This is a genomic window from Halorarius halobius (genome assembly GCF_024298865.1).
GTDB classification, from domain to species: Archaea; Halobacteriota; Halobacteria; order Halobacteriales; family Haloarculaceae; genus Halorarius; species Halorarius halobius.
Genome location: NZ_CP101161.1, coordinates 727,592 through 750,159, shown reverse-complemented (window position 1 = coordinate 750,159; position 22,568 = coordinate 727,592). Strand labels below are relative to the sequence as shown.

General features: G+C 61.1%; 27 protein-coding genes and 1 tRNA gene. 18 read left to right on the top strand and 10 right to left on the bottom strand.

The window, feature by feature from the left end; translation table 11 throughout:
* Positions 1-7: 7 nt before the first annotated feature.
* The 7 genes from tuf to NL112_RS03965 all read left to right on the top strand — a co-directional run bounded on the left by tuf (position 8) and on the right by NL112_RS03965 (position 4,810).
* Positions 8-1,273 (top strand): translation elongation factor EF-1 subunit alpha, encoded by a 1,266-nt coding sequence (gene tuf, locus NL112_RS03995; protein ID WP_255151343.1) that lies wholly within the window; start codon positions 8-10, stop codon positions 1,271-1,273.
* A 1-nt stretch (position 1,274) separates the two neighbouring features.
* The gene (gene rpsJ / locus NL112_RS03990) at positions 1,275-1,583 is read left to right on the top strand and encodes a 30S ribosomal protein S10 (RefSeq protein ID WP_255151342.1); all 309 of its coding nucleotides are present in this window, start codon (positions 1,275-1,277) and stop codon (positions 1,581-1,583) included.
* A 141-nt stretch (positions 1,584-1,724) separates the two neighbouring features.
* A tRNA-Ala gene (locus tag NL112_RS03985) sits at positions 1,725-1,796 on the top strand.
* A 399-nt stretch (positions 1,797-2,195) separates the two neighbouring features.
* The gene (locus tag NL112_RS03980; protein WP_255151341.1) at positions 2,196-2,408 is read left to right on the top strand and encodes a hypothetical protein; all 213 of its coding nucleotides are present in this window, start codon (positions 2,196-2,198) and stop codon (positions 2,406-2,408) included.
* A 115-nt stretch (positions 2,409-2,523) separates the two neighbouring features.
* Entirely contained in the window at positions 2,524-2,649 is a 126-nt protein-coding gene (locus NL112_RS03975; RefSeq protein WP_255151340.1) for a hypothetical protein, read from the top strand.
* Positions 2,646-2,894: an HNH endonuclease gene (locus tag NL112_RS03970; RefSeq protein ID WP_255151339.1), complete on the top strand. Its 249-nt coding sequence runs from the start codon at positions 2,646-2,648 to the stop codon at positions 2,892-2,894. The genes NL112_RS03975 and NL112_RS03970 overlap by 4 nt, the downstream gene beginning before the upstream one ends.
* Before the next feature lie 164 nt (positions 2,895-3,058).
* Positions 3,059-4,810 (top strand): hypothetical protein, encoded by a 1,752-nt coding sequence (locus NL112_RS03965; protein WP_255151338.1) that lies wholly within the window; start codon positions 3,059-3,061, stop codon positions 4,808-4,810.
* Positions 4,811-4,889: 79 nt separating this feature from the next.
* On the opposite strand, the gene NL112_RS03960 is transcribed toward NL112_RS03965, so the two are convergent.
* On the bottom strand, positions 4,890-5,981 hold the full coding sequence (locus tag NL112_RS03960; protein ID WP_255151337.1) for a nucleoside 2-deoxyribosyltransferase: 1,092 nt from the start codon (positions 5,979-5,981) through the stop codon (positions 4,890-4,892).
* Positions 5,982-6,229: 248 nt separating this feature from the next.
* Between NL112_RS03960 and NL112_RS03955 the strand changes: the two genes are divergently transcribed.
* The 9 genes from NL112_RS03955 to NL112_RS03915 all read left to right on the top strand — a co-directional run bounded on the left by NL112_RS03955 (position 6,230) and on the right by NL112_RS03915 (position 12,627).
* Positions 6,230-6,574, top strand: coding sequence for a hypothetical protein (locus NL112_RS03955; RefSeq protein ID WP_255151336.1), 345 nt, complete (start codon positions 6,230-6,232; stop codon positions 6,572-6,574).
* Positions 6,574-6,750, top strand: coding sequence for a hypothetical protein (locus NL112_RS03950; protein ID WP_255151335.1), 177 nt, complete (start codon positions 6,574-6,576; stop codon positions 6,748-6,750). Before NL112_RS03955 ends, NL112_RS03950 begins: the two co-directional genes overlap by 1 nt.
* Positions 6,750-7,148 (top strand): DUF8023 family protein, encoded by a 399-nt coding sequence (locus NL112_RS03945; RefSeq protein WP_255151334.1) that lies wholly within the window; start codon positions 6,750-6,752, stop codon positions 7,146-7,148. The genes NL112_RS03950 and NL112_RS03945 overlap by 1 nt, the downstream gene beginning before the upstream one ends.
* Complete coding sequence (locus tag NL112_RS03940) at positions 7,149-8,870, top strand: Env/VP5 family phage fusion protein (protein ID WP_255151333.1); 1,722 nt, start codon at positions 7,149-7,151, stop codon at positions 8,868-8,870.
* Entirely contained in the window at positions 8,867-9,013 is a 147-nt protein-coding gene (locus NL112_RS03935) for a hypothetical protein (protein ID WP_255151332.1), read from the top strand. Before NL112_RS03940 ends, NL112_RS03935 begins: the two co-directional genes overlap by 4 nt.
* A 27-nt stretch (positions 9,014-9,040) precedes the next feature.
* Entirely contained in the window at positions 9,041-9,616 is a 576-nt protein-coding gene (locus tag NL112_RS03930; RefSeq protein ID WP_255151331.1) for a DUF8063 family protein, read from the top strand.
* Positions 9,617-9,712: 96 nt separating this feature from the next.
* A complete protein-coding gene (locus tag NL112_RS03925) occupies positions 9,713-10,579 on the top strand; it encodes a DUF8125 domain-containing protein (protein ID WP_255151330.1) in 867 nt (288 codons plus the stop codon).
* Positions 10,572-11,555, top strand: a complete 984-nt coding sequence (locus NL112_RS03920) for a hypothetical protein (RefSeq protein WP_255151329.1) — start codon at positions 10,572-10,574, stop codon at positions 11,553-11,555. Before NL112_RS03925 ends, NL112_RS03920 begins: the two co-directional genes overlap by 8 nt.
* 64 nt (positions 11,556-11,619) lie before the next feature.
* Positions 11,620-12,627 (top strand): DUF7961 domain-containing protein, encoded by a 1,008-nt coding sequence (locus tag NL112_RS03915; RefSeq protein WP_255151328.1) that lies wholly within the window; start codon positions 11,620-11,622, stop codon positions 12,625-12,627.
* 118 nt (positions 12,628-12,745) lie between these two features.
* On the opposite strand, the gene NL112_RS03910 is transcribed toward NL112_RS03915, so the two are convergent.
* From NL112_RS03910 to NL112_RS03900, 3 genes are all read right to left on the bottom strand, one after another.
* Positions 12,746-14,440: a hypothetical protein gene (locus tag NL112_RS03910; RefSeq protein WP_255151327.1), complete on the bottom strand. Its 1,695-nt coding sequence runs from the start codon at positions 14,438-14,440 to the stop codon at positions 12,746-12,748.
* An 83-nt stretch (positions 14,441-14,523) separates the two neighbouring features.
* A complete protein-coding gene (locus NL112_RS03905) occupies positions 14,524-14,814 on the bottom strand; it encodes an Lrp/AsnC family transcriptional regulator (RefSeq protein ID WP_255151326.1) in 291 nt (96 codons plus the stop codon).
* Between the two features lie 33 nt (positions 14,815-14,847).
* The gene (locus NL112_RS03900; RefSeq protein WP_255151325.1) at positions 14,848-15,171 is read right to left on the bottom strand and encodes a winged helix-turn-helix domain-containing protein; all 324 of its coding nucleotides are present in this window, start codon (positions 15,169-15,171) and stop codon (positions 14,848-14,850) included.
* 134 nt (positions 15,172-15,305) lie between these two features.
* Here NL112_RS03900 and NL112_RS03895 point away from each other — a divergent pair, with 134 nt between their 5' ends.
* Positions 15,306-16,319: a tyrosine-type recombinase/integrase gene (locus NL112_RS03895; RefSeq protein ID WP_255151324.1), complete on the top strand. Its 1,014-nt coding sequence runs from the start codon at positions 15,306-15,308 to the stop codon at positions 16,317-16,319.
* A 172-nt stretch (positions 16,320-16,491) separates the two neighbouring features.
* Here NL112_RS03895 and NL112_RS03890 read toward each other — a convergent pair whose 3' ends face one another.
* Together NL112_RS03890 and NL112_RS03885 are read right to left on the bottom strand one after the other, a co-directional pair.
* Positions 16,492-17,442 carry a hypothetical protein gene (locus NL112_RS03890; protein ID WP_255151323.1) on the bottom strand — a complete coding sequence of 317 codons (951 nt, stop codon included), beginning with the start codon at positions 17,440-17,442 and terminating at the stop codon, positions 16,492-16,494.
* A 339-nt stretch (positions 17,443-17,781) separates the two neighbouring features.
* Positions 17,782-18,360 carry a YqhA family protein gene (locus NL112_RS03885; RefSeq protein WP_255151322.1) on the bottom strand — a complete coding sequence of 193 codons (579 nt, stop codon included), beginning with the start codon at positions 18,358-18,360 and terminating at the stop codon, positions 17,782-17,784.
* A gap of 111 nt (positions 18,361-18,471) precedes the next feature.
* Here NL112_RS03885 and NL112_RS03880 point away from each other — a divergent pair, with 111 nt between their 5' ends.
* Positions 18,472-18,948: a pyridoxamine 5'-phosphate oxidase family protein gene (locus NL112_RS03880; RefSeq protein WP_255151321.1), complete on the top strand. Its 477-nt coding sequence runs from the start codon at positions 18,472-18,474 to the stop codon at positions 18,946-18,948.
* 99 nt (positions 18,949-19,047) lie between these two features.
* Here NL112_RS03880 and NL112_RS03875 read toward each other — a convergent pair whose 3' ends face one another.
* The 4 genes from NL112_RS03875 to NL112_RS22960 all read right to left on the bottom strand — a co-directional run bounded on the left by NL112_RS03875 (position 19,048) and on the right by NL112_RS22960 (position 22,535).
* The gene (locus NL112_RS03875; RefSeq protein ID WP_255151320.1) at positions 19,048-19,584 is read right to left on the bottom strand and encodes an SRPBCC family protein; all 537 of its coding nucleotides are present in this window, start codon (positions 19,582-19,584) and stop codon (positions 19,048-19,050) included.
* Positions 19,585-19,657: 73 nt separating this feature from the next.
* The gene (locus tag NL112_RS03870; RefSeq protein ID WP_255151319.1) at positions 19,658-20,785 is read right to left on the bottom strand and encodes an ABC transporter permease; all 1,128 of its coding nucleotides are present in this window, start codon (positions 20,783-20,785) and stop codon (positions 19,658-19,660) included.
* Positions 20,782-21,447 (bottom strand): ABC transporter ATP-binding protein, encoded by a 666-nt coding sequence (locus tag NL112_RS03865; protein ID WP_255151318.1) that lies wholly within the window; start codon positions 21,445-21,447, stop codon positions 20,782-20,784. The genes NL112_RS03870 and NL112_RS03865 overlap by 4 nt, the downstream gene beginning before the upstream one ends.
* The gene (locus NL112_RS22960) at positions 21,444-22,535 is read right to left on the bottom strand and encodes an AMP-binding protein (protein ID WP_255151317.1); all 1,092 of its coding nucleotides are present in this window, start codon (positions 22,533-22,535) and stop codon (positions 21,444-21,446) included. The genes NL112_RS03865 and NL112_RS22960 overlap by 4 nt, the downstream gene beginning before the upstream one ends.
* Positions 22,536-22,568 lie beyond the last annotated feature (33 nt).

Below are 22,568 nucleotides of genomic sequence, written 5' to 3'. Positions count from 1 at the left end.
TACACCAATGAGCGACAAACCGCACCAGAACCTGGCCGTCATCGGCCACGTCGACCACGGGAAGAGTACGATGGTCGGGCGGCTCCTGTTCGAGACAGGGTCCGTACCCGAGCACGTCATCGAGCAGTACCGAGAGGAAGCAGAGGAGAAGGGCAAGGGCGGCTTCGAGTTCGCCTACGTCATGGACAACCTCGCGGAGGAGCGCGAGCGCGGCGTCACCATCGACATCGCCCACCAGGAGTTCGACACCGACGAGTACTACTTCACCATCGTCGACTGTCCGGGCCACCGTGACTTCGTGAAGAACATGATCACGGGCGCGAGCCAGGCGGACAACGCCGTGCTCGTGGTCGCCGCGGACGACGGCGTCCAGCCCCAGACCCAGGAGCACGTGTTCCTGGCCCGCACGCTGGGCATCGACGAGCTCATCGTCGCCGTCAACAAGATGGACCTGGTCGACTACCAGGAGTCCACCTACAACGAGGTCGTCGAGGAGGTCAAGCAGCTCCTGAACCAGGTCCGCTTCGACACCGAGGACGCGAGCTTCATCCCGACCTCGGCGTTCGAGGGCGACAACGTCGCCGAGTCGTCGGAGAACACGTCGTGGTACGACGGCGACACGCTGCTGGAGGCGCTCAACAACCTGCCGGAGCCGCAGCCGCCGACGGACGCGCCGCTGCGCCTGCCGATTCAGGACGTCTACACCATCTCGGGCATCGGGACGGTGCCGGTCGGCCGCATCGAGACCGGCGAGATGCACCCCGGCGACGACGTCTCGTTCCAGCCCAGCGACGTGGGCGGCGAGGTCAAGACCGTCGAGATGCACCACGAGGAAGTCGACCGCGCGGGCCCCGGTGACAACGTCGGGTTCAACGTCCGCGGCATCGGCAAGGACGACATCCGCCGTGGCGACGTCTGTGGCCCGGCCGACGACCCGCCGACCGTCGCCGAGACGTTCCAGGCGCAGGTCGTCGTCATGCAGCACCCGTCGGTGATCACCGCTGGCTACACGCCGGTCTTCCACGCCCACACGGCGCAGGTCGCGTGTACCATCGAGTCCATCGACAAGAAGATCGACCCCTCCTCCGGCGAGGTCGCCGAGGAGAACCCGGACTTCATCCAGTCCGGCGACGCCGCGGTCGTCACCGTGCGCCCGCAGAAGCCGCTCAGCATCGAGCCGTCCAGCGAGATTCCGGAGCTCGGCTCCTTCGCCGTGCGCGACATGGGCCAGACCATCGCCGCCGGCAAGGTCCTGAGCGTCGACGAGCGATAGAATGCAGCAGGCACGCGTCCGCCTCGCGGGCACCAGCCCCGAGGACCTCGACGACATCTGCGGCGACGTCCGCGAGATCGCGGACAAGACGGGCGTCCAGCTGTCGGGCCCGGTGCCGCTCCCGACCCGCACGCTGGAGGTGCCGGCCCGCAAGTCCCCCGACGGCGAGGGGACCGCGACCTGGGAGCACTGGGAGATGCGCGTCCACAAGCGGCTCATCGACATCGACGCCGACGAACGCGCGCTCCGCCAGCTGATGCGCATCCAGGTGCCCAACGACGTCTCCATCGAGATCGTCCTCGAGGACTGAGTGAACCCGGACGGGCTCACGAAGGCCGTCGGGCTCCGCCCGACGGAACCGAGCGCCACAGGCGGCGCGTGACTCCCCTCACGCGCTTTCGTTGGGACGAAACGTAAGCTACTAACCGCCGAGCCAAGTAGGCTCGTGTGCGGGCGAGTAGATCAGCGGCAGATCGCTTCCTTCGCAAGGAAGAGGCCCGGGGTTCAAATCCCCGCTCGTCCATCCTCCTTCGTCGCCTTTTGGAAGTGTCGTCTTAACACTCCATAGCGACCGTCACGCCGTAATTCTCGATTCGGTTTTCCGGTTAAGAAAGCCGTCGAATGACCGAAGGAACAACGGTCTCTCTTCCACCCCTCTGCCGTCTTGCGTTCTCCAGAATGAAACTGACCACCCCTCCCCATCGCCCAGCTGGACAGCTGGCCTCGACCTCGACTACTGGGCAACAGCCACGAGCGCCGGAACAGCGGAGCGACGGGTACCCCCGAGCGGAGCGGCCGGAAGCGACCCCTCGCGGGTCGACCCGGAAGCCGGCGCGCAGGGGCCGACCGGAGGGACGGCCCCAACGACGACGGAGCCACAGCGGCGTTTGAGCGATTCAGTAGTTCGTATCGGGGTGGTCCGATGAGCATCGACAGCTCGACCGACCGCCCCGACCGGGAGGACTTTCGCCGTGAACTCCAGGCAGAGCTGACAGCTGATCTCGACGCGGACCAGCGCGAGTACCAGTGTACCCACTGCCCAACGTTGTGTATCAACCCGGCTGATTCACAGCTGTATCGGGCTCGGGTCTGCCTCGACTGCCACGTCGCGTATCTCGCGGGTGAACCTCGATGACCCGGTGCGCCGACTGTGGTGCGGATGTTCCCCGACCGGTCCATCGGCCGGCGACCTCTTTCTTCGACAGCGAAGTCCCCGTCTGTCGGTCGTGTGCTGACCGGCGTGATCGTCGATGACCCGCGTCGCCTACTCCTGTCGGGACTGCGACGACTATATCGTCGAGGAACTGCCCGGCGCTGAGCATCCCGAGATGTGCCCGTTCTGTCGGGTTGGTCACGACCCGGAGGATTTCCTATGACGGACGCTCCGACGCTCCAGCACACCGGCGGCGGCTACGAGTACGTCCGGTGTCGGGCCTCCGGTGACGACGCCACGGTCTACATCCACCGGCTCCTGTTCGTCGCGGAGTACGGGTTCGACTCGTTACCTCCCGGCTGGCACGTCCATCACGAGCGGTCGATTCCCTGGCTCAACACCCCGGACAACCTGACGGCGATCTCGCCGGACGACCACGCGGAGATTCACATTTCTTCTGAGCCGTGAGCGAGGCACCTGACCAACCGGCGGCCTCTCGGCCTTCCAAGCAGACTAACTTCAAAACATCCGCTACGGGTGAAAATCCGGGAAATTCGACTGACCCGGAGACCCGTGTCCTCGAACGTGTCTCCGAGTTCTGTGAGAAGTACCCGGTACTGGCTGAGATGCCGATGTCCGAGACGCACGGGCGACGGCTCCGGCGGATCGTGACCGAGGCTACGTACGAGTCCGTCCAGGTTGACGCGCACGATGACCGGCCACAAGACGATTCGTACCAGGTCGAGCAGTTGCAGAAGCGGGCAGCGACGACGTGGTCGGATGCGCTCGCCGCGTTCCTGAACGCCCACGTCGACTATATGGGTCTCACGGCGCGCTTCGCCAACCAAGACGGCGACACCTTTGACGTTCCGCTGAACGACTCCTGGGGAATCGAGTACAACGAGACGCAGTACGCCCGTGCCCGCGCTCTCCAGCGCGAAATGTCAGGAGGCGAGCGGCCGTCCGGGTCGTCGCCTCCAGCTGCATGGGACGACCCGATGACCGCGATGGTGACGCTGACTGCCTCGTCCGTTCCCGGTGGCGAGCGGCTGCCGCCAGTCGACCACCTCGACGCTGTTCACGATTCGTTCTCGTACGACGGGACGCGCGACACCCTCCGCAGCACGATGCAGTATCACCTTGGCCTCGACACCGACGAGTGGGGGTACTGGCTACAAGCCGAACCTCACGGTGTCGGTGGCGACGGCGGCGCGAACGCCTGCTATACGCACCCGCACGTCGCCGTCTACTTCGACGGTGCCGGCCTCGACCCGGAGATGGTCGGCTCCGAGTTAGAACGGGTCATCGACAAGCACGTCGAGGTGTGCGACCCTGCCGGGTTCGACGCACATGACTACACGGAAATTCAGTCGTACGGCGATTCGGACGGTTGTATTTCGGTGAATGCAGACGTGTCGAACCTCGGGAGTTACCTTGCTTCGTACCTCGGAGCCGGCCACGAAGAAGAACTGCTCGACCGTCCCGTCGAATACCTCGCCTGGGGTGCAATCTACTGGGCGACTGGCCGCCGCCGGATGTCTCGCTCCCAGCTGGTCAACAACGCGATAGCCGCCGACCGGTGCGACCAACGGCACGAATCCGAGGAAGCCGCGCAGTCGGTCGCTCACGGTGAACAGGTCGCGGAGAATACCGGTAACGGCCAGGACGTAGTATGCGCACACTGCGAATCCGGGTGGCGCGTCGACCAGTCGCGGCTTGATGAAGTACCGACCGACGACGATCTCCGCGACGCGCTCGTCGACGACCAGGATGGCGACTGCCAGGATGCCCGGCAGGACGAGCTGGCGCAGCGCGAGCGAAGCGAGCGACCGCTGCGCCCGCCCCGCCCGGACCCGGACGCTCGCCTTCGGAGCCGGTGGTCGTCAGCTGATGCTGCTGCATCAGCCGGCGAATCCCTCGCGCACAAGAATGCCCGCGAGCGGATACGCCGCTACCTCGACGGCTGTTCTTCCCGGCCATCGCTCCCCCAACTGAAGGGCGCGCTCCATCTGTCCGACCGGTGGGACGATCTTGCCCGTTCGATGCTCGACGGAGCCGACGGCGTTCCTGAATCTGCGTCCTTCGACCGACCCGCGGACCCGAACGAATGGGAATTACAAGCGATAGTCGACCGAGACGGTGAGGTCCACGCGCCCGGTGGCGGCGGCATCGACATGGTTCCGCTGCACCTCCCCCGTAAACCGCTGGTTGACGCCCTTGAACAGCGTCGTCAGTCTGTCGACCGAGGCTCGCGTCACTTACGTTGCAATTGCGGCGTCGCCGCGGATCCGACTTCTATGGCTAGTCACTTACTTAACCGTCATAAGATCAAATCACAAGACTTGGCTCTACAGGTAGTAGAGGTTGAGGTAGTTCGGTTCTGAATTTAACTATCAAATTTTTTAGAATCTGAATGTTCTAATATATTTTTAAATAAGGTATGGTCAAAATATCCTGATTAAATCAACCGTTTAATTTTTGTTCAATTAGGGATATGTGTCTTTGGGCCTTAGCAATTCCTTTTTGCAGAGTATTATCTAATTCATCAAGTGTTGAAGTAACTTGGTTTATTCCTTGGTCTAAATCTCTGTTCATACCTCTTATTGTATTTAAATCGTCCGTTATTTCAGTTATGCCCTGGCTAGCCTCATTTGTCTCATCAACAAATTCCTTAAATTCGTTTCTCATATCTATGAGGAGTTCTTCATGTTCGTCATCAGATGGGTCCGCAACTTCTATGAATTTCTCCTGGGCCGACATGATGAAATCTAAATCCTCATCTATCTGTCCCAATTCCTCATCGAGATCAGAGGAATAAGACTTTAAATCCGTTGCTAGACGTCTTGCTATCCTATTAGCTTCTTTGTGGGCTCCCCCATTTTGGTCTACCGCAGTCTCTAATTCAGAAGTTTTCGACAGTATTTCAGATCTCAGTTCAAAGGTTCTATCTGTAATATTACTCATACCATCATTTAAACTAGTAAGCCTATCGTCTATTTCTGCCACATAATCAAACAGCCCCATCTCCGGTTCTGAGGCCTCATTTTCTTCTACGTCGTCCTGTACTTGGTCTGTGGTTTCTTCTTCTTCTTCTGTTGGCGGTTGTTTTATCTCAATATCTGTAAAGTCAGAAACCGGATTCCCAAATGACACAGAACCATTCATGTGGTTTTCTCCAATCTCAGATATTTCTTCTTTGAGTTCATCTATTTCATTATACACTCTTGAATATTCTATCGTATGATAGGCAGATAGATCGAAGGGTAATTCATCCAAATCTTGTGTTATTAATACAGTAGGAACTCCGATTCCATGCGCAATTCCGAGCTCATAGAATACGTTTGGGTTTAAATTAGTGAGATCAGCAATAAGCAAATCAGAATTTACTATCCCCTTGATAACATCTTCAATTATGTTTCTTTGGGAACCCATTGAATCAGCTTTGTTCACCTCATATCCTTCTTCTTCGAGAACTGGTTCAATTATATCTTTGTACAGCTCTTCAAATTGTTCATTAAATGGAAGTATAACGAACGCATTTCTTTCATCAGTCATGGACTTACGCACCGTTCATATACGGTTGTTATATTCTGTCAAACTGTAATGTCTTATATCTTAGCTTATTCGCTTATATGTTAAATCGGTGAAGTTATTCCCGTCTATCGGTATCAGTTGGCATCAATTCAGATAACCCCCGCTATTCTACCATCTGACCCCTCGGCCCTGATCCCTCCTTATTAAGTTACTCCAAGGGTACGGGTTTGGGTTCTAGTCATTATTCACTAGATTCTTTGTCCTTTTGCATGGCTTCGAAAGAAGACCAGCCGGTCGACCTCGACGGGTTCGAAGAACCCGAGGTCGACGGCAGCGACTCGAACGGCGGTAGTATCGAACTCCAACCCGGCGAACACGTCGTCGGCACCATCACGGCGTTCAAGCCGTGGGCCGGCGACTACGGCGTCATCGAGATCGACGGCCAGGGCGTCTGGCTGAACAGCACCCTCCGGCAGCAGCTCGTCTCTGCGCTGATCGAGGGCCAGCAGGTCGCGTACGTCAAGAGCGAGGATGAGGAGTCCTTCACGAACGACGACGGCGAGGAACAGACGTACAACCCCCGGTCGTTCCGCTTCCCTTCGGGTGATTCCTGATGTGCGACGACCCCGCGTGTCGTCGCAGGCGCGAGGCGATGGAAGCGGAACTCGACCGACTCCGCTCGACCGCTGAGGAGTACATCGCCTTCCGCGCGAGCGTTCCCCACGCTGTCCGGCAGGTGGCCGACCGCCACAAGAACGAGACTGACCGCGACCAGGAGGTGCCTGCCTGATGTCCTACCAGCAGCGGGCCAACTCACTGCTCGGGGACTACGCGAACATCCGCAGTCTCCCCGCGATGCTCTCGGTCGCGTACATCCTCGCGTCGCTGTACCAGTTCGGAGGCATCTCGACGGTCGATCTCGTCTGGATCGACTACCAGCTGACGACCGACCACTCCCTGCTGGTCTCACTCGGTGCGTACGCGGCGGCCTTCGCCAGCAGCGAGACGAAGCGGTTCGAGAACTACGAGACCTGGGAGCAGGCCCTCATCGCGGCCGGCCCCGCTGTCATCCTCGGCTACGAGTACGTCCCGGAGCTGCACGACATCATCGTCAGCATCGGTGACCCGCTCGGGATGCAGCTGGCCTTCCTCCTCACGGTCGTCTCCTGGGGTGTCGCGGTCAGGTAGATGACCCGGAACATCACCCGCCGCGTCGCTCACCTGACCACCTTCGCGTTCGTCGCCGCGTTGCTCGTCGCCGGCTGGCGATTCACCGCTGGCGACACTGGTATCGCGCTCGGGCTCGTCGGCGGTGGCGCAGTCGCTTTCGCAGGCCGCGTCTACCTATCTGTTCGGGGGCGTGTCGATCTCCGCGCCCAGACCGTCCGCATCGGCGGCGCGGTCAACTCCCCGCGCGGCCGGCGCGTCGGTTCCGTCGCGCTCGCCGGCCTCCTGGTCACGTCGACGTTCGCCGGGGCCGGTGTCGCCGCCACGACCTGTGAGTTCTCAACTACGGGTACCGCAATCCAATCTTTCCTCTACTCGCTCGGGGCGACTGACTCGCCGCTCGGCGGCGAGTGTACGCACACTGCCGACAAGTCCGATATTGCCGACCTACAGGCGATGGCCGAAACAGCGGCGTCGGCCAACCACACGTTCGTCCGCTCACAGTACAACTTCGCCAAGGACAGGCGCGCTGTCGCTTGGTCTGAGGGCAAGCTCGCTACTGCTCACGCCCTTAACAACGGCTCCAATGTCTCGGTCGCAAAGGAACAGTTCAATCAGTCGGTGGTAGACTACTACGAGAAGCCTTATATCCACACTCTCGCCGCCTGGCAAAACCGGGTCTCCGTACTGGAGTACCTGTTCAAAGCCGACCCGCAGAACACTACTGTCACTCCCTCGTATCCCGATAGGGATATTGAGGGGTTCGTTACCGTCAACCTCACCCAGTACAATAACGGGTCTGATTGGAGCTATACCACCGACATACGGGTTCCGGTCTGGAGTCTTAATGGACTCGCAATGTGGGAGCCGCCAACCTTCGGGAATGACCCGAATCTCGTCATCAACTCTATCAACAACTCATCGGCGTACATCCCGTCGACCAACAACGATACGTCGAGCCTGCCTAACTCCTTCGACACTAACGTTGACCCCCGGTTTGTCTACAACGGGACTCACCAGACCGTCATCATGAAACAGAATATATACGATGTTGAGGTCAGTTACTACTCGCTCTGGGAGCCAAGTCTCCAAATCAGGGCTAACGGTGGCCCGTTCGTCGAGGAAGTCTATCAGAAGTATGAGGCTGGCGAGTTGAACGCCTCTGACCTGCTCGGCACTGCCGAACTTGCTGGCCGGTCCTCGACCTCGTACAACTCGACGGGCTATTACAGTTTCCTCGCGGTCGAGATGGCGACCCTCGGTTGGCACTCGGACCTGAACACCTCGTTCACCGTCGACTACAATGGGTCGACCTACAACGGCCAGGTGTTCTACTCCGGCGACGATAGCGTCACCTTCGAGAACGGCACCACCTACCATCCGGTCAACTACAACGGGTCGTTCTACATGGCCGCTCAGACGGCGAACGGCTCGAAGGTTCTCCCCCTGGAGGACAACTTCACCGTCACGCGGCTCACCAACCCGGTGTCGGGGGACGACCTCAACAAGACCACTACCGAACAGTACACCTACGCGACGGGGAACGCCTCGGCGCTTCAGGCGGAACTCGACAAGCTCGCCGAACTCCGCGAGGAGCTCAAAGAAGCGAACAGCGCAGCCTCCGGTGGCTCTGACTCCGATTCTGGAGTCGGTGCGAAGGTCATCATCGGAGTCCTCGCGCTCGTCGGTCTTGCTGCATGGGCAAAGCAGAACGACGGAGGTGATCGTCGAGGCGGCCGATGATTCGCCTCCTCGTTAAGAGCCTCCCCACGCTCCTGATCGTGGTTGGCCTCGTCGCCGCTGCTCAGTACGTCGGCATCGACCTCCTCGGGATGGGTCTCGATTTCCTCTCGTCCCTGTTCCAGCCGGACTGGTGGCCCCTGTAGGAGGGTTCAATTCCCTCCGGTCCATTCATGAAACGTCTACTGTTGGCGCTGTTGCTGCTCCTGGCCGCGACCGGCACGGTCGCTGCCCAGAACGGTAGCAACGCCTCGACCATGACCGCGACCGACACGATCTCCCCGACGCCCACACCCACCGCGTCGAACGTCACCTACGAGGCGGACCTCTACGGCGACCCCGCCGTCAAGATTCGAAAGTGGCGCTATCACGCCGGCTCCAGTACGTTCTTCGTCACCTTCGAATCCGAGGTTCCCCGGCTCGTCACGTTCACCTTCACGTCGTCAGCCGGTGGTGAAGGCGTCTCGAAAGGCTCCATCATCAAGAAGCCGATACCGCGCGGCGTCTCCACCGTCCAGGTGACGATCTCCAGCGGCGTCGTCTGGATTTCGACGCCCGTCTCCCAGTCGAATGGAGCCTTCACACAGCTGGAAGCCGACACCGGAAGCTCCCTCCTCGCCGGACCTTACGACGGCTCGGACGTACGGGACGCCGGCATCGGCGGCGCGCTCGGTGTCGCGCTGGCCGTTCTCTACGAGGCGGTGAAGGCGAAGACAGGCGCGAACGAACGGGGTGAGCGGCTGGCATGAGTACCGCCGACACCGGACGGCCTCCCTGCCCGTTCTGTGGCTCTGCCCTGGACACCCCAGCGGAGCTGACGCTCGCAGCAATGGGTGAGTGCCCCCATGAGTGACGACGACGCGACCGAGGAGTACGGCGGCCCCTCGCGTGACCTCGACCGTGACGAGACGGCCCAGGACACCGGTACGACGCCCGACCGGACGACGCTGTTCCGCATCGGTCACTTCCTCGCCCAGCACTTCCTGCTGATTCTCTCCGGGCTCGGACTCCTCGCGTTCGTGATCGCGTCGTTCACCGGCGTCGGTCTCCCCCGGAATCTCCGCGTCATCGGCCTCGCGGCGCTCATCATCATCCCGCTGTTCGGCCGGCCCATCGGCAGCCGCATCGTCTCGATGCTGTGGGAACCCTCCTACATCTGGATAGTCGACCTCGACGCTCGCGTTCGCAAGGGCGGCGTCTACCGCGTTCCCATCCAGCAGTTCCGCGAGTGGACGGTGACCGACGGCTCGCTCGACTGGCTCTCACCGAACCTCGCCGTCGGGAAGAACGTCGACCTCGTCGACCGCTCTGTCGACGGCACCTGGCGCGGGACCTACTCCGACCGCGATCTCCTCCGCGCCCTGGAAGCGGTCAAGGAGTGCCGCGGCCAGCTGGAAGAGGACGCGAAGAAGGGCTTCGCCATCGAGACGCACGCCCACGGCATCCTCCGCCGGGCGACGAAGAAGGCCGTCCTCCGGCTGGTCTCGACGTTCGAACGCGGCTCGCTCCCCGACAAGGGCGACGGCCTCACCGAGGAGATCGACGCGGTGATCGACGAGTACGGCATCGAGCGGAAGATTCGGGAGGCCGCTGAGGACAACAGCCCTACCTCGGAGGTACCCGGACTCGAGGACGAGTTCGACCCGCATGCCGCGTCCCGCGCGACCGTCGACGACGCCGGCACCGACGGAGGTACAGCTGCCGATGACTGATACCGACGAGCATCTGCTGACCGCGGCGAAGCTCCGCGAAGCGGCCCGTGGCCGCATCGAGGGAGCCGACCACCTGCTCGACGTGACCGGCATGGTCGCGGACGAGCAGGATATGTCAAGCCTCGCTTTTATGAGTGGCATCGAGTTCGACGCCGACGACGTGCCGCTCTCCTTCCAGCAGTCGGCGCTCGGGAGCGCGGTCGTCCCGACGCTCGCCTCCGAAGAAGCCGCCCGGCGTATCTTCGACGGCGACAGCCACGCGGTCGCCAACTACATCGGCGTGACCGAGCAGGACCTCGACGCCTCGGCCCTGCGGCTCCCGATGCAGCTGCTCGACGCGATGGACAACCACGACGCCCCGGCGTTTGTCCTCGCGGCCGGCAACCCGAACACGGGCAAGACGAACACGATGAGTCTGCTGGTGGAGCTGCGTCGGCTCGACCGCGACGACCTCCTGGTCGTCTCGAACGTCCGCGAGTGGGACGAAACGGACGAACTCGTAACCTCCGCCCACGACCTCGCCGTCACTCTCCTCGAACATCGGGAGACGCCGAAGTTCGTCGTCATCGACGAGGCGTCGACCCACTTCGACGCCCGGACGAACAGCCGCGAGGTGGCAACCCAGTGGACCCCGCTCGCCAAGCGGTTCGCCAAGATCGGCGTCGACGTGTGCGGCCTCATCGCTCATACTGGGAAAGACGTCCACCCGGAGGCGAAGGCACTCGCCACGCTCCCGTTCTACAAGGTCGACCAGAAGACAGCGGACTTCTACTCGTACTGGCCGCGCGACGAGGATTTTCCCGTCGACCAGCGGTTCGGTGGCTCGCTCGAAAACCTCGAACCGACGGCCGCTTGGTACGACCCGGACGACGCCGCGCCGTGGTCGTGGGACCTCCAGCCGGAGCTGTTCAGCGACGACCTCGACTGGCCCGATCTCCTCGACGAGCTGCGTCGACAGGGGCCAGCCGAGGACTGATCGGAGTCCCCTCGTCGATATATCCTGCAGAAAGTTAATCTATCAATCAATTCATCTGGATGTCGTGTATCGCTACACCCCTGATGAGGTCGACCGACAGCGAGCCCACCACCAAGCGGTCAAGCAGGGAGCCGACGACGTTGATATCAAGCGAATCGGCAACCTCGGTGAGCTCGCGTTCGAGCAGTTCTGCCGTGAATACCTCCCTGTCGAGATGTGGGACTGGAAGAACGAGGAGTCGATGCGGTACTGTGAACCCGAGAGCTTCTCTGCATACGATTTTGAGGTGTTCGGCTACGAGGTCGACGTGAAAACTTCGCGCGACGTATCCGCGTTCCTGCCCGAAACCATCCTCGACAACGACCCCGACGACGAGATCGTCGTGATGGTGTGGCACCGGGACAACGAAGACAGTCTGATTCTCCTCGGTTGGGAACGCCTCGAAACGCTCCACTCGAAGGTGTCTGCTCAGGACCAATACTCCGGCGAGGAGCCGGAGAAGCTCGACCACCTCGCGGCCCGACCGATGAACGAGATAATGGATTTAGGTCCGAACACCGCGTTCATGAATCAGAAGCCGGAGAACCCGTTCTCACCCGGCGACCGGGTTATCAAGTCCGGTGACGACGACGCCTCGGTCGCTGTCGTGGTCGATCTTCTCCCTCCCGAGAAGGAGGTCGGCGTGTACGGCCAGCAGATGGACGGCGAGGCAGTTCGGGTTGCGTTCCCTTCGTCACTCGACGGCGGGCCCGGCGACTGGCGCGATATTCACCCTGCACTCTACACGTCGTACTGTAACGACCAGGAGATCAAGCTCTACGACTACAAGCACACGAATCTGGAGTTTGCCGAGAATCCGTTCGTCCCTGGTGATCGCGTCATCAAATCGTCCCACGATGACCCGGACGACGCAATCGTCGTCGACCGTGTCTCCGAAAATGAGGTCTCCGTTGTATATTCGGGTCAACTCGACAGTTCCGATATCTACCCTGCGAACCTTCTCGATCACTGCGAATCGGAAGGCATCTCGACGTACTCCTATCAATCAGAAGAGTTGCAGTTCGCTTCGTAGCAGGTACTTTGCTCTAACGCCGGTTGCTCCGGCTCACTCACCGACCGACCCTGTGACCGAGGCGACCGCCCCCCTGCGGGGTGGGACGCCTCGGTTATCTGCTGACAAAATTCAATTTCTAACGTGACTTTTTATTTGGCTTATTGCATATGTCTTCTATTATTTCACCTTCCCAGGCTTCCGATGAGACGGCCAGCTTTGCCATTTTGTCAGACCAAATTAAGAAAAAGTGAATCGGTGTGAAGTCTGGAATATCTCCACACCCAACTTCACAAACCCATTTCCCTCGGTCAGTAGTTCTAGTGAATATAAAAGTCTTATCTGAGGTTATTTCTAATGATATTGATGCACTTCCAGTTAAAGACTCTTCCCTGACGATGGTCTTTGCCTCGCAAACGTCTGCCGATTCCTCTGGAGTAAATCTGAAACTGAAAGTCCCTTCTTCCTCATCCAGCAGACGCTTTAACCCCTCCTCATCAGACATATATTCCTCATTTGCGTCACTTCGCACCTCATCGTATGCAATTGCGTCCTCGAAACTGCCACTAAGAAGGTTCAAGTCCTCAGGAAGAGAGTATTCTGGAAAATAGTTCGGAATGATAGTCTCAGGTGTTTTTACACCTATCTGTCCTTCTGACTCGACTATATCAAACCCATTAATCGCGACAATCGAGATTCCCGGACGTTGTTTTAATTCTCCCGCTGCTTGTCGTCTCAATCGTAGATCTTGCACAGCATCTCCCTCTCTAAAATCAGGGATTTTTATATGTAATACTGAAGGATTATTGTCAAACTTACCGCTCACTCCTTTGAATTGGTTTCTTAATCTATCGCTTGATTCAGATGAATCTGAATCGTTCAGCACTCCAATCCAAATTGGATGTTTATGTCTCGCAATTGACCCAGATTCTTGACTTTCCGAATATATCACCCAATATCCCAGATCTCTCCAACTCTTATTCTCACCTAGCTTTCCCGCCAGAACAGGACGGACGTATGTTTCGTAGAACTCTGTAAGGACCTCCGCCCCCTCTAAACCCCCTACTGGTTGTTCTATAATCCCTTGTTCAAAGAATGGGAATAGATATAACTTACCAAAAGACAAGTCAATCTCTTGCTCAGATATTTTGCTTATTTTTAGTGAATTGGGCAAATCCTCTGAAATGGAGTCCACTTCTTTACCCTTTGGTTCTCTTGACAAGTCTAATGCCGCAATATAACTATCTGATTCAATATGGTCTTTGATTTTTGACAATAATTTTTCTGATTTGTTAGTGTTGGATTTTTCATCCGAACTTTTAATACTGCATCGCTTGCATTCAATTTGGATACGATCATCTAAATCTAATAATTCAATATCGGGGGACTTCTTCGTCGTTAGGTTTTCGTCAACAAACGCGGGTCTATGACCTCTCTCTACGTACTCTGCAGCCACTTCTAATTCGTAGAATGCGTTATCAAATTGATCGCTGCTACGTAGTATATTCTGAAACAATTCCTTGACTGTGGAGTCTTCGCGTATTTCTCCACTTGGTGATACGACTGGTAGGCCCTCTACAAGTTCGTACACTTTTCCTATCCAAAGAAATCTCACCGAGTCCTCTCTAAGAGGCTTTTTAGAAAATATCGACTCCGACTCTCCATACAAGTCTTCCTTCGCAATCCGATATTGTGTAACGACTTTTGGCGGGTGATTTACTTTAAGAGGGTCTACGCCATTCGAATGGATTGGATATTTTGAATCCTGTTCAGTTAGCCAATCCGAGCCTAACAATTCAATTGCTTTTTCAAAGTGTTCTTCCCGCCGTTCCATTAACTACCAAATTTAGTCCAAATGATATTAATATTGTGCGTGAATCGATCAACTCGCACGCAGAATCGGTTCGAGTCGACGGATTAGCTTGGAGTCTGCCACCAAGCTCTTGGCGTCTTACCGTCCGCCCACGGATCGGGAAACTCATCTTTTGGAATGTTTCCCTCAAGATACCTTTTCCCCTTCTCGGTCAGTTCCCACACCCGCCGCTCGTTGGACAGAGCCTCGACCAGCCCGACCCGCGCCAGTACCTTGCACCGCTCTCGAACTCGCAACTTCGACGCGCTGATCTCGTCTAGGCCCGCGATGTACCGATAGCTCGCACACGATTCGTCTTGCAGCAGCTCCAGAATCCGTTCGTCGAGCTGCTGCATCCAGGAGGGCGACGGGCGGAGACTCATGAGTAGTTACCCGTTCCCGACCTCCTCCCCGGCGGTCGGCCCGTCGGTGCCGTCCTGCTCGTCGGTAATCCACCTGTCTTCGATGGCATCGTATTCCTCGTCGAGATATGCTTCCCCCTGCTCGGTAATTCGGTAGACTCCGGTTCCGAATCGTTGTACGTATCCTTCCTCTGCGAGTTTTCTCAGTCGCTTTCCCACGTACTGCGAACTGTAGGTGATTCGGTCATCGGCGGCGATTTCGGACGGCGATAGAATCCCCTCCTCATCCTCCCGTAGAAGTTCGAGGATGCGGTCGTCCAGCAAGACCATCCAGTCCGCCGATTTTCTCATACTGCTTATATTGAATCCCGATACTTCATTATGTGCCGATGAATCTTATATGATATTTGGACTCAATCTGAGCTTATCACTATACAATATAGCTTGTCACAAAATATATGATGTCCAGAATCCTTTCGGATTCTATGCCGGATACTCTCCAACCCCTCTCGCCGGAGGATGGCGTCGACCGCTTCCTCGCCATGCGGCGGGACTCGGGCAACCGAGATACGACGTATCAGAACGACGTGACGCGGATGAACCACTTCCTCGACTGGTGCGAGGAGGAGGAAATCGAGAACCTGAACAACCTGACCGGCCGCCAACTCTCCGATTTCGTCTCCTGGCGCTGCGAGCAGGTGGCGAAATCGACCGTCGAGAAGCAGATTTCCTCGGTCCGTGAGGCGCTGCGCTTCTGGGCGAATATCGAGGCCGTCGAGCAGGGGCTCGCCGAACGCATCTACGCGCCGCAGCTGCGCGACGTGGAGAACACCCGCGGCGTCCACCTGGAACCCCAGCGCGCCGAACGCATCCTCGGCTCGCTCGACCGCTTCCACTACGCGAGTCGCCGGCACGTCGTGATGGCGCTACTGTGGCGCACCGGAATGCGCCGGTCGGCCCTCCGCTCCATCGACGTGGACGACCTGAAGGAGGAAGACCATGCCGTCCGGCTGGAGCATCGCCTCGACGAGGGTACCCGCCTGAAGAACGGTGACGCCGGTAGCCGGTGGGTGTTCCTGGGTCCGCGCTGGTTCCAGATCGTCAAGGACTACCTCGACAACCCCGACCGCCCGGAGGTTACGGACGACCACGGCCGGCGGCCCCTGATCACGACCGAGTACGGCCGGCCCGGTGGCGACACCATCTACAAGTGGGTGAACAAGGCGACCCACCCCTGCGAGTACGGCGAGTGCCCACACGACCGGGAGCCGTCGAACTGCGAGGCTCGCGGGACCGACGGCTACCCGTCGAAGTGCCCGTCGGCCCGATCTCCCCACGCGGTCCGCCGCGGCGCGATCACCCAGCATCTCAACGAGGGCACGTCGCCGGAGGTCGTGTCCGAGCGGATGGACGTTGGCCTCGACACGCTCTACAAACACTACGACGCCCGGAACGAGCGTCAGAAAATGGAGGTTCGTAAGGGCGACCTCCCCGAGTGACCATGTTCGGAAACACTTCATTCGACCCCCTGTCGGTGGTCGCAAACTCGGCTCCCCCGCTCGTCCATATTCTGCGGCGAACTACAGCCGAGCACCGCGTAGCGTGTGCTCGGCCGCGCGAGCCGCGAACGGTCGATACAGTGGACGGGGCGGTGACGTGGGAACGTCTCGTTCAACTCGAGACGAGGTCGAAATAGTCGAGTTCCATCTCTCGATTCCCCTTGCCAGTCGTACTCGAATCGATGATCAGGTAGAGGTCGTCGTAATTGGCGGCGATATTCTGTTCTTCCGCATCCGTGAACGAGTACATCTTGTCCCCCGTACTGAGGACTTGTCGGTCCGTGAGTTGCTGTCCCGTGCTGTCGACGAGATAGAATCCGAAATTACCCCCGCCCGCCTGAATGCTCTTTACGACGAAGTTCATCTCGTACGTGGTGGCCGTCTCGGCTACCGGCGGCAGTGAATAGCCGACCTTGAGGTCTTCCTGGCCGCCAGCGGAGATCGCTGTCGCGGTGGTGTCGTCCTTCTCGTTGACCGCGGATGGGTTTTCGATATCTCCGCTCGCGTCGGTCGGTTGTACGGCGTCGCCGCTCTCCTGATCACGGTAGTTGTTCGAATCGCCGTAATCGTACGCACAGGTGATGCTGACGTACGAGTTGGTCGTGGACGTCGTACTGATGGAAATGCCGTCCGACTCCGCATCAAACTCCAGCACGACGTGATACGACTTGCCGAGACTGCTCGTATCGGTCGTGCAACTGATGGCTACGGAGAACTGGCTTCCGCTTCCGGAGACGGTTGCTTGAACTGGGGGCGTAGTAGTCTCTATCCCGCTTTGGTCAATCAACGCCGACACAGTTACGCCGATGTCCGATGCCGAGAACGCGCCGGTATTGTCCGTGATGTCGTAGACGGTGGTAGCGTCACCGGGGCCGGAAACTGCAGACCCGCTGGATTGATCACTCAGACCGAGCAGTGCATCGTCCCCGGAGGCGACGCCAACGTCGACGCCCCTGTCTCCGCTAATTCGAGTGAAGGCTCCCGTTTCGGACATCAGGAGCCCTGCACCACCCGCCATGAACACGAGTGCCGCTCGGCGGGTGAGGGACGTGTCGCTTGGCATGAAAAGTAATTATATTGAAAAACGGTTTGCAGGTGGATAACTGTTTGTACATTTTTGAGACCAAGTCACGATGAAACTCGCACCCACGTTGTGGGGAGATATTGATGATACTATCGTGAGACAGCACCGTGCTTCATCTACTGTGTATATTCAGTGCGCTATTCTTATCGAGTATTAGAAAATTCCAACGGGACCGATGAGAGCCACCCGCGGACGTCCCCGTTACCTCGACCTGGTCCGAACCCCCCGCTCGTCCCGTCCGAACCCCCCGCTCGTCCCGTGAACCGCGCTCGCTCGCGCGGATGCTGGTCACGAGCGGCGGCCGTGGGACGTGCTGTCTCACTCCGTCGCCCACTTGAAGAACCCGAGACTCACAGCCAGGATAGCGGCCCCGGCCGGAATCACCAGATAGATTTCGGGGCTGGTGAACTGGTCGATGTTGGCGACTATCTGCTCGAAGAACTTGATGGCGAGGATGACCAGCACCACCTCGATGAGTTTGTTCTTCAGTTCGCCGGTGGAGTCGAACTTGAACCAGTCGGGGCGGATGCTGGCGTATCTCGCGGGGTCGAGCGTGCTGATGAAGAAGTCGTAGACGCCGAACGAGAAGATGACGAGGATGATGCCCACGAGGAACGCGTCGAGCGCCTTGATGATGGGCAGGGTGACCTTCGCGCCGCCGACCTGGAACTGGATCACGAGCGCCGCCACTGCCTTGAACGTGTGGTAGCCGCCGACCGCGAACATCGTCATCGCGCCGACGAACGCCACCAGCACCGGCATCAGCAGGAAGTAGCGCATCTGGAAGAACACCGGCTCGAAGTGGTCGTCCAGCCAGCGCTCGGCCGGCTTCTTCTCGAGGTCCGTCACGTCCCGTTCGCCGCCGGTGGTCCCCACCGACTCGCTGTCCCCCGCCATCGTTACCACTGCTCGCGGTAGGAGCCACTTTAGTGCTCGGACGATGACAGGTGGTCGGGTGGCGACCAGTGCTACCGCCACTTATCCCCCTCCGGGGCGTATCACCGATTCATGGAGGTCACCGGCGCGTGGAGCCGCGAGGAGGCGGAGGCGTTCCTGACGAGCGACGCTGGCACCGTCCCGATACGTCTGGCGTGCCACACGCCAGACGGGGAGCTGTGGATGCTGTCGCTGTGGTACCAGTACCGCGACGGCGACCTGCTGTGTGCCACCGGTGCGGACGCCGACGTGGTGCGGTATCTCCGCGCCGACCCCTCGGTGGCGTTCGAGGTGTCCGTCGAGGAGCCGCCGTACGTCGGCGTCCGAGGGAACGGCACCGCCAGCGTCGAACCCGACCCGGAGAAGACGCTGTTGCGCGACCTCCTCGACCGCTATCTCGGCGGCACCGACTCCTCGCTGGCGGAGCGCCTGCTCGCCGACGACCGCGAGGAGGTGGTTCTCCGCATCGACGCCGCGCGGTTCCACTCGTGGGACTTCACCGACCGGATGGCGGACGCGGTCGCCGACGGCGGCACGAGCCTCGAATAGACGGGAGAAGGGGTTTCCGTGGCGGTCCGGTAGTCATCGGTAGCTCGGTGCCGAATCGAGCTGCCATGCACAACCCCCCGGGACCGGTTCGGTCCCGTTTTACAGCGACCGTGGCGCACGATGGACCGTCAGGTCCACCTCGCGGCGCCTGCCTTCGAGGTCCGCGACCAGCGCCGCCACCGCGGCCTCGGACTCGCTGACGACCACCGGCTTCACGCGGTCGAGCACCGCCTCGACCGGGAGCGGTCCCGAGAGGCGCGCGCCCAGCACGCTCTCGGGGTCGAACTCGATGCGCAGGCGGAGCTCCGTCGCCGTCTCGGGGTCGACGTCCGGCGGCGGGTCCGCGGGCGGGTCGACCGACTCGATGTGCCAGGACCCCGTCGCTTCCGGGCGCTTCGTCGAGCGCCAGTCGATGCGCGTCGGCGGGTCGACGTCCGTGACGCGCGTGACGGCGGTGTAGTCGAACCGCCACCACGAGACGGTGATACGGTAGTCGGTGCCCGGGCCGCCGTCGCCGAACTGCCGCACGCGCTCGACGTGGTCGGCGTACTCCGTCGCGCCCGAGTACCCCTGGATGAACTCGAACACCTCCCTCCGAGGAACGTAGACGACGGTGCTGGCCTCGATGGCGTCCACGCCCGGTGTAGGTGGGCCGTCGTCAAATAGCTCCGGCCCCGCTCGTCACGACCGGAGCGTCACGACCGGAGCGTCACGACCGGAGCGCCTCGACCGGATGGAGCGTGGCGGCCTTCCATGCCGGGTACAGCCCGGAGACCAGCGCCACGACGACGCCGAACCCGAACGCGAGCACGACGAACGGGAGGTTCGAGGGGTCCGTGACCGTCGCCAGTTCGATGGGCGTGACGTAGTAGAGTCCGAGGACGGCGACCACTGACAGCAGGAGGCCGGCGACGCCGCCCGCGACGCCGAGCAGGCCGGCCTCGACGACGAGCATCCGCAACACGTCGCGCTTCTGGACGCCGACCGCACGCAGGACGCCGATTTCGCCCCGGCGCTCGGTCGTGCTCATCAGCATCACGTTGAAGATGGCGACGCCCGCGACGACCAGCGACACGGCCGCCAGCGCGATGAGGAAGGCGTTCAGCAGGCCGAAGAACTCCTGGATGCGGTCGATGACGCTCGATAGCTCGAACACGCTGACGCGCTGGTCGCGGGCGTTCAGCCGGGCACGGACCTCGCTCGCGACGACCTGTGCGTCCTCGCGGGAGTTCGCCTGCACGACCACCTGCGAGGGGGTCTCGTCGGCAAACTCCCCGGGCGGGAGCACCACTGCCGAGTCGGGCGTGACCGGCGAGATGTCCTGTGCCTCACGCATGACGGCGACGACGCGGTAGCGGTTCCCCTCTATCTCGATGGCGCCGCCCACGCCGACCCCGAGCCGGTCGGCCACCTGCGGTCCGACGAGCGCCCCCTGCCGCAGTTGGGGCGGGATGGTCCCGTTGCGCGCCTCGAACAGGACGCCCGGCTCGTCGGTGCCGTACAGCTGTGCGAACGTGGAGCCGCCGCTGGCGGTGACGACCGCGCCGCCGGTGACGAGCGGCACGACCTCGCCCCGGCCGTCCGCGACCCGGCGGACGGTCATCACGTCGCGTTGCTGGAGCTGTTCGACCCCGGCGTCGGCGTTCGGCGAGACGATGACCTGGTTGCCGATGCCGCCGAACGAGTCGGTCGCCGCAAGCTGGAGGACGTTGCCGAACACGCCGAGCGTGGCGATAGCCAGCACGCCGATGACGATGCCCAGCGCGGCGAGCACGCTCCGCAGGCGGTTGCGCCGGAGGTTCTCCCACGCCATCCGGGTGGCGGCGAGCCAGCTCATTCCAGACGGCCGTCGACGATGCTGACGGTCCGGTCGGCGTAGTCGCCGACGAGCGGGTCGTGCGTGACGGTGACGACGGCGACGCCCCGCTCGCGGATATGCTCGAACTCGTCGAGCACCTGGGTGCCGGTCTCGCGGTCGAGGTTCCCCGTCGGCTCGTCGGCCAGAAGCACCGCGGGCTCGTTCACCAGCGCGCGGGCGATGGCGACCCGCTGTTTCTGCCCGCCCGAGAGCTCGTCGGGCCGGTGGTCGAGGCGGTCGGCCAGCCCCACTCGCTCCAGCAGGTCGGTCGCACGCTCGCGGGCGCCGGGGTCAGACGCGAACCGCGTCGGCAACAGCACGTTCTCCAGTGCCGACAGCGACGGGATGAGGTAGAACTGCTGGAACACGAAGCCGACGTACTCCTTGCGGGCCTGCGTGCGCTCGCGGTCGGACAGCGCCGTCGCGTCGCGGCCGTCGACGAACACCTCCCCGGACGTGGGGACGTCGAGCAGGCCGAGCACGTTCAGCATCGTCGACTTCCCCGACCCCGAGGGGCCGATGACGGAGACGAACTCGCCGCGTTCGACCCGGAAGTCGACGCCGTCGAGCGCCCGGACCGTCTCGCCGCCGCCCTCGTACTCCTTGACCACCTCCCGGAGTTCGAGCGGTGGCTCGCTCATCGGTAGCGCCTCGTGATGACTGCGATGCCGACGACGAGTAGCGCCAGCCCGACACCGAACCCGACGACGACGGCGGTGTTGGTGGTCGCCCCTTCGGCGTCGTCGGCCACGGCGTCCCGCTCGAACGGTAGTTCGACGGTGGTCGTCCGCTCGATGCCGTCGCTCCGGTAGGTCACCTCGACGGGCACCGTCGAGGCGTTCGCGGCGTCGATGTCGGCGGTGAGTTCGAACGGCGCGAACTCGCTACCGGCCACGGTGCCGATGAAGTACGTCCGCTGGGGGTACGCGGGGCGGACGTGTTCGCTCTCGCCGACGGCGACGACGACGCCCGTCACCTCGCCGGTGCCGACGTTGCCGGCGTTGCCCGACAGCGTCAGCGTCTCCCCGTCGAGCGACAGCGAGACGCCGGTCAGGCGGATGGCGCCCTCCGGGGGTCGGTAGTCGTACGCGCCGACCGCGCTCCCCGTCTCACTCCCGGTCTGGTAGTCGACGCGTGCGGTGACGTTCGCCGGACTGCGGACCGAATCGAGGTTCACCTCGACGGTCGCTGACTCGCCTGGCTCGAGTGTCCCCACGTACTGGCGGGGGAGTCGCCGGTCGTCCGCGGCGGGCACGACCACTGCCTCCCGGACCGGCGCGTTCCCGAAGTTGGTCACCTCGACGGCGACGGCGTCGTGGACGCTCGTGTCGACGACGGCGACGGAGGCGCCGCTGTCCTGGAGGCGGTACTCCAGCGCGTCGGGGCCAAAGAGGACGGACAGCGGGAGCGAGACGGCACCGAGTTTCCAGCAGGCGAGATGGACCAGCGGGTTCGCCGGCTTCTGCGGGACGACGACCCCCACCCGGTCGCCGCGCTCGACGCCCCGGTCCGCGAGGCCCGCCGCCACGCGGTCCGAGAGGCGGTCCATCTCCGCGAACGTGTACGTCTCCTCGCTTCCGTCGGGGTACTGCTGGTACAGCGCCACGCCGTCGCCGTCGTGTTTCCCGACGAGGTCGTGGGCGGCGTTGTAGTCGTCGGGGAGGTCCCACGCGAACTCCTCGCGGGCGGTCTCGTAGCTCTCGTAGTCGAAGTCGACGAACCAGGTCATGGTCCGTGGTGGCACGCCCCGCGAGAAAAAGAC